Source organism: uncultured Porphyromonas sp. (genome assembly GCF_947254915.1).
In the GTDB taxonomy this organism is placed as follows: Bacteria; Bacteroidota; Bacteroidia; order Bacteroidales; family Porphyromonadaceae; genus Porphyromonas.
This window is the reverse complement of the sequence record NZ_CAMYEZ010000110.1, coordinates 1-7,270: the sequence shown is the minus strand read 5'-3', so window position 1 is coordinate 7,270 and position 7,270 is coordinate 1. Positions and strand designations below refer to the sequence as shown.

3 protein-coding genes are annotated in these 7,270 nt (G+C 52.0%); all 3 read right to left on the bottom strand.

Going from position 1 to position 7,270, the window contains the following annotated elements; translation table 11 throughout:
• Positions 1-118 precede the first annotated feature (118 nt).
• Genes Q0X57_RS06805 through Q0X57_RS06795 form a run of 3 tightly spaced genes read right to left on the bottom strand, consistent with a single transcriptional unit; the run spans position 119 to position 7,101 of the window.
• Positions 119-3,232: a leucine-rich repeat domain-containing protein gene (locus tag Q0X57_RS06805; RefSeq protein ID WP_297729422.1), complete on the bottom strand. Its 3,114-nt coding sequence runs from the start codon at positions 3,230-3,232 to the stop codon at positions 119-121.
• 21 nt (positions 3,233-3,253) lie between these two features.
• Positions 3,254-5,446 (bottom strand): hypothetical protein, encoded by a 2,193-nt coding sequence (locus tag Q0X57_RS06800; protein WP_297729420.1) that lies wholly within the window; start codon positions 5,444-5,446, stop codon positions 3,254-3,256.
• Positions 5,443-7,101, bottom strand: a complete 1,659-nt coding sequence (locus Q0X57_RS06795; RefSeq protein ID WP_297729417.1) for a leucine-rich repeat domain-containing protein — start codon at positions 7,099-7,101, stop codon at positions 5,443-5,445. Before Q0X57_RS06795 ends, Q0X57_RS06800 begins: the two co-directional genes overlap by 4 nt.
• Positions 7,102-7,270: the final 169 nt, after the last annotated feature.

Genomic DNA, 7,270 nt, shown 5'->3' with positions numbered 1-7,270 from the left:
TACGCCCCGCGTGGACTTTCACCACAGATGTATGACATGCCCGTCATACAACAAGCGAGGCACCTACACCGTAACGTGTAGATGCCTCGTCTCGTGTGAAGTCCTTGTCTATGAACGATTATCGTGCAGTGACGACAACCTTGACGCTGTAGCTTCTATTGCCTAGTTGATAGACAAGCAGATAGCTACCACAAGCGAGCGGTAGCTCGGTGCGACCCGTCTGTAGCGTGCCTTGGTAGTGGCAGACGCCCGAGAGATCGTAGAGCGCATAGGGTAGCGCCTCTTGAGCAATCAGCGAGATACCCTCGCTCCCTGATACTATTTCTAGCGGATGCTCGCTGACGATAGGAGAGCAGACTCCTGTACCCTGAGTAATCACGATGGGCTCCGTCTGATACGCCTTGTCACCAGTAAAGGCGGGGAAAGCTGGGGTTGTGATGGTGAAGAAGACCCCGTCAATATGTGGAGCCAGCAGCTGGAAGACTCCTTCGCGGAGCACCTTGTAGTCGGTACCCTCTTGTAGCTGAGCTTTACTCTTGGCATCAAAGCAGGCATAGACCGAGGTCGCAGGTCCAGCTAGCACTCCTCGTAGCTGTGTGAGGTGCGAGAGATCTATCGCATCATCTGTACTGTAGGAGTCTTTGCTCCAGCTCATAGGAGCTTGTGGCGCATAGACATATGCTGGTCCATCGATAGCTAGTGTGGGTAGCTTGTCTAGGGAGAGCTTATTGTCGCTACAGTAGAGTGTCGTGATCCCTGTAGCCTGAGACAGGTCTAGCGCAGTGAGCTGATTACTCGTCACGTTGAGTGTCTCAAGGTTCGGGGCGTGGAGGACTAGCTCGGTGAGCTGATTCTTGTCTACTTGAAGCTCCGTGAGAGCAGTCAACTTAGCGGTTTCAATCTTCTTCAGAGTATTGCTTGTGAGGAGTAGACGCTTTAGCTGGGTTAGGTCTGCTACCTTGAGCTGAGACGATCCCGTATTGGTTAGGTCTAGCACCTCTAGGTTAGTACAGATCTCCACGGGCAGGTTAGCACACTGAGTATTGTATGCCAAGAGGTGTGTGAGACCTGGAGTTTGTGCTAGGTCGAGGGTCTTGAGCTTGGGCAGGTTGCTCACGTTGAGCCAGCGTAGAGAACTTAGTCCTGTGAGGCCGACCTGCTCTAGCTTCTCATTCCCATCTAGGTAAAGTTCCTCTAGGTTAGATGCCTTGGAGAGGTCTATGCTAGAGAGTTGCTGATACTTGAGCGTCAGTCTCTTCAGCTGTGGGCAGTCGGTTAGCTCTACCTCTGAGATGCCAGTGGCCTGAGCTGCAAAGGAGTACATCTGGTCACAGACGATCTCCATCTTCATATGCTTAGGGTCAGAGACCTTGTCTGTATCTATAAGATGAGCAAAGCGTGCGATGCCGTACTCATCATCGCCTGTTGCTTGGAGCGTGACGCCATCAGCTGTTCGTACAGAGACTGTCCCGCTAGGAGTCGTCTTTACGGAGAAGTTTTGCTTAGCCTGTGATGTGTAGTAGGTAAAGTTTGCAGTTACAACAGGCTCTGTGATGGCGATGCTCGTCGTCTTATAGCTACTCTTGCCCGTAAACTTTGGGAAAGCTTTGCTCTTGACCTGACAGTAGACAGAGTCGGCAAAAGGACGTAGGAAAGCAAACTGCCCAGCGCCCTTTATCTCGTAGTCTGTGCCCTCAGTGAGGAGGTTGCCCGCATTGTCGTACCAGCTAAACGTAGAGGTGGCAGGCTGTGCTAGCACACCCTGTACGGAAGCTATCGCAGAGAGATCTAGCACCTCGCCCTGGGCAATCGTCTGGGGTAACTGGTGCTTCGCCTGCGGAGCGTATCTATAGGCAGATATGACGGCCCCCTTTGCAGGTAGTTTGTCTAGAGTGAAGTTGTTGTCATTGCAATAGAGTGCTCCGATCTTTGTGACCCGTGATAGGTCTATAGAGGAGAGGTGGTTATGCTCTACGTTTAGCTCGTCAAAGGAAGTCGAGGATAGCGTTAGCTCGGTAAGCTGATTGTTGCCTACTCGTAGCGTAGAGATAGCGGTCAGCCCTGTGAGGTCTATGCTGGTGAGCTTATTGTCCGAGAGATCTAGTGTGCGGAGCTTCGTCAGTCCTGTAAGCGTCACCTGAGAGAGCCCTACGCTCGCTAAGTCTAGCTCTTCAAGAGCGGGGTAGGAGGTGAGTGTCAAGGAGCTTACAGCAGTATTGGGTAGCTGTAAGGACTTAAGCTGTGGAGCTGTCGAGGGTAGCGTTAGTGAGGTTAGCTTGCCACATCGGCTCAGATTGACAGCGGTCAGGCTAGATAGCTGCGAAAGGTCTAGCGCTGTCAGCTCGCTTTCGAAGCGTAGCGTCAGCTCTTGTAGAGGGAGCTCACGCATGAATGTGCAGGCGGTTAGTCCAGTCCCTTGCGTTGTCAAGCGAATAGCCTTAGGAGCGGAGATGAGTATGCGCTTCTCATCGGCTACTTTGCTTTGGTCTATCGTATGAGAGAAGGCTAGGGTCAGGGCTCCGTCAGCTCCTACCTTGGTCTCCTGGAAGCCATCGGGGTAGTGTGCCGTGACGGCATCATCCTGGGCTCCTACTGTGATGGAGAAGGTAGCACTCGTAGCCACTGTCATTGATAGATCAGCCTCAAAGGGCTTCGGTATCGGTAGGATCGCATGGAAAGCTTTCCAAGAGTCACTCTGCTTGAAGGCTTCTACAAGCTCCTCCTGTACGTAAAGTGTACACTGAGCATAGATCTCGTCACTAGTTAGCTCTTGTCCATAGCCTTCGACAGTTGGTACCACAGCTGTGGGGCAGGTGAGCTTCGTCAGAGCTTTAAGCCCAAAAAGAGTCGCGCTGGAGATCTTCGTAATGGAAGAGGGGAGGATCAGCTCTTGTAGGCTTTTCATCTTGCCGTTTAGCCCTATGGGAAAGCAGTCTGCCGATGAGCCACTGTAGGGATCATAGGGGTCGAAGTACGCTTTGAATGTGACCTTCTCTAGATCTAGTCGTAAGAGATCGGGCAGAGCCTTGGCAATGGCTGCGAGGTCGGTCGCGTCCATAACGCCCTGGACGGTTAGGTCCGTTACGCCCTCTAAGTCAGAGAGCTTGCTACTGAGCGAGCCAGCCTTGTTATTGACTATCGTCTGGCTACTCTGCGCTGTCAGCGTGCCCGTCATAGCTCCTATTAGGGAGAGCCATACGAGTAGTGTGTAAATAACTCTATGTCGGTTCATAGTAAATAGGGAGATTGTTGGTTATGGTATAAGCAGTTTGTGAGGGATGTTGCAGCCGTTGTGTACAACTAGATAGATCCCAGCAGCGAGTGGGTATGTCACCTCCTCTTGAGGACGTATCGTAGTCTGATGTAAGAGCATCCCTTGAGGAGCATAGATGGATAGCGCCCCGCCCTGATGCGTAGATAGTGTCAAGCCTTGAACTCCATAGGAGTACTGTAGCGTGCAGGGATCACTCTTTCCTATAGTTGGAGTAATGCTAGTGTCTAGCTCTACCCTCATAGCACTAGAGCGAGGAGAGAGCAGTAGCATATCATCTACTAGCCGGTAAGCGATGACTTCGTACTCGTAGACTTTGTCTTGGGGCAGATCCTTCAGTGTGTAGTAGTTCGTCTGACCTGACTTGATAGGTAGCATATTGTGTAGCAGGGTGCGGTACTCTGTTCCTGCCTTTAACTCTTGCTCTATAGAGATCTCATCTAGGAAGAATATCTCTCCAGCCGAGGTGTAGAAGCGTATCGCTGTTGAGTCGCTTCCGCCTGCTAGGTCAAAAGTATGCTTTTGCAGACCTGTATCGGTAAAGGATAAGGTGACACGCTGGTCACTCTCCTCTCCATATTCGATGATGAGGTCTGTATCCTTTTTAGCCCATGCAGATAGGAACAGTCTGAAGTTCCCTCCATTGTGAGATAGAGCTAGTGTAGGAGTCTGCAAAGAGCTACCCCAGCCCCAGCACCCGAGCATACCCTCTGCTAGGCGAACTCTCTTGCCTAGCCATCCGGGCAAGTCTGTGTAGTTGTCTAGTATTAGAGCATCGTCAGGCACTTCTTCAGGAGCATCAGGTGTCGCTGGAGTCTCATAGCGACTGAAGGTGTCGTGTAGGAGTGTAGCCAAACCAGTCTGAGCTACCGTGGTGACTGAGTAGTTGTAGAGGAGGTAGCCATCAGCTTTAGGTACGACTTGCCAGCGAGCTGTATAGCTCCCTTTGTGTATATCCTCTGACGCTGGGCGTGTTAGTTGCGGTGTCAGTAAGTCACTCACCCACACCTCTTGAGAAGGTGTCGAGCTGATCTGCCCCTGCTGGCTAGAGACGGTATAGTAGTAGTCTTTGTTAGGATCTATGCCAGTGACTGCTAGGTGCGTCTCAGTCGTATGATGACCTTGCAGGTGATAGACCTTTTGTCCCTCATAAATCGTCGTAATCTCTCGTAGTGTTAAGCCTCCGATCCCCTTGACAAAAGAGAGCTTGACCCTAGTCGTGTGATAGGGCAGGTGCTTCTGGAGCGATAGATACTTGCCTCCAGCTAGCTTGTCGAGTGTTATCTGTCCTAATTCACGCCACTCTCCTTGTGCAAGAGCCGATATGGCTATGGCTCCTTTACTATCGCTAGAGGCTGCGGGCAGACCATACAAGGTTAAGTCTTTGATGATGCGCTCCCCCTCGGGTGTGATCCACGAATCACCAGTTTGAGTCCATGTCAGCGGATCAGATGCTGGGTGCTCCATGACGGTGTCTTGCGGGGAGCTCTCTTTAGTATAAACGTCTACTAGATACCCTGTAGCACTGGTCGTCGGAGACCACTCAGCCGTAAAAGAGGTAGCCGTAAAGTCTCTATAGGAGACCTTCTCGGGAGGCGACAGTAGAGCTTTGCGGTAGACCTTTACGTCATCAATGAGGATAGAGGCAAGCCCTTCGGTAGAAAGCTGAATATAGCTATTGTACTCAGCCTCTGGACGGGTTATTCGTAGGGTCGTCGTGATCGTCTGCCACTGATCTGACAGCGTGGCTGTGTAGCCTCCGAGGTTTTGAGTAAGGCGGGCCACGTTGATATGTAGTTTGCCTTGAGAAGCTGCGTGTGCCTTAGCCCTCAAGGTGATTGTGATCTCTCCGTAGAGGTTGGTACGTGGTGTGTTTAGGTATCCATCTAGAGACCCGTCCACCTCATCGTAGTAAGGAGCTAGCAAGCAACTGCCTCCTGCCGAGTAGATGCCAGCACCACTCCAACCAGGTTGCTGGGTGAGCGCATCGGCAATCATGCCGGTACTACTACTGGTCAAGTCCTTTGTGTCAGGAGTCTCTTCGCTCCCTTTGGTAAAGAGGTCAAAGGTCTCACTAATTACTAGACTGCCCGAACTACTCTCCTCCTGAGCTAGCAAAGTGCTAGCTGTGCAGAGGAGTAGCAGTAGATGGTATAGACGCTTTGCTTGAATCATCGTATGATGCGCTCAGTGCGGGTTCCGTGAATAGATGTGCTGCGGAGTATGTAGATGCCAGCTGTGGGTAGCGTGAGCTGTGCAGTAGCGTGAGGTGCTAGCTCTAGCGTGGCAAGGCGTACACCATCCGTGCTGTAGAGCGCTACCTCCATCGTGATTGCGCTTAGGCTCTCAAGGTGTAGCGTGCCATCGTGCTGATAGCTCCAGCTGAGCTGTGTGATCTGTAGCTCAGGCGATGCGATAGCTCTTGGCTCCTCTCCAGTGAGGTCGTCTCCATGTAGGATGAGCTGCCAGTAGGGAGCGTTCATATACTTTTGCATAGCCTCTGGATAAACGTGTAGACGTACGGAGGGAAGATTGAGACCCATGAAAGACTCCTCTGTGAGGACGGGCGGCTCAATGGCGTAGCTATAAATGTCCTTAAGCTCCTTGCAGTCGCTGAGTACGAAAGCGCCCATACCGAGGAGCGTTGAGGGTAGACGTAGTGAGCTGATCTTGTGACAGCCTGCGAGTGCGTAGTCAGATACGTAGCTGGTGCCGTAGGTGACGATGGCATCGCCCTCAGCCCCTGAGGGGTGTGCCATAAAGACTGTCTGCTCGCCATCTTTTGTGGTCGCCTTGTAGTAGAGCGAACCATTTGCGAGCCAATACTTATCATTGCCAGGGAAAGTGAACTGACGCATCCCGTTGTTGACAAGAGCGGCAACGCCGATACGCTTGATCGTCTGTGGTATGGTGATCCCCTGGACATCGGGGCACTCGTAGAAAGCGTAGTGGTAAATGGTCTCTGTCTCTGCGGGTACCTTGTAGTCCTCGCTCTTGAACTTGGCGGGAGCCTCATAGAGCGTCTTCAGGTCGGCTGAGTAGAGTATGCCATCACGAGAGATGAGGTGCTTGCTCCCAGAGGCGACGGAGATAGCGGTGAGCTCGGGACAGCGGCGGAAGAGCTTAGCGCCCACACGCTCTAGACTGGCTGGCAGGGTGACGGTCTCGAGGTTTTCGCAGCGCATGAAAGCGCTGTCAGCGATTGAGCGCACCCCCTCGGGGATGGTTAGGGTGAGCAGTCCGAGGTTCTTATAGAATGCTTTTGTCGCGATGGAGTCAAGGGTGCTCGGGAGCTTCACCACAATCAGGTTCTCGCAGCCAGCGAATGCGTTCTCGGAGATGACCTTCATACCCTCGGGCAGGCTCATCTTGCGCAGTGCAGTACAGCTTTGGAAGCAGTACTTGGGTAGTGTGTCGAGGGTTGTGGGGAGTGTGATCTGCTTGAGCGACTCGTTGAGCCAAAAGGTGCGTACACCCATTCGCATGAGCCCCTCGGGGAGTGCTATCGTGGTCAACTTAGGACAGTCGGAGAAAACGTCATCACCGATGCGCTGGAGCTTGGAGCCTGTGGCAAAGGTGACACGCTCAAGGTTTATACAGTTTTGGAAGACGGAGTTACCTATCTCTTGGACATTCTTGCCGATCACCACCTCTGTGACACTCGCTGTGAAGAATGCGTGATCGGCAATCTTGGTCACTTCGTCAGGTACGACATATCGCCCAGAGAGACTTGAACAATGAGATAGCACACCATTCTCAATGGTTTGAGCTGAGATGGAAAGAGGTAAGAGTAGCACCCCAATGAGTGCAAGGAAGTAGCAGTGTCTCATAAACAATAGTTATGGTTTGTATTTAAAGTTTTGAACTGTAGGCAAAGATAAGCTTTTGCCCCCACTTAACAAACCGCCTCAATTATGCGAACAAGGCGGACGAGTGCATCTACGTCTCTACGACAGAAATCGGGAGGTGGAGGAAATCGGGAAATTCATCCGTAGATAT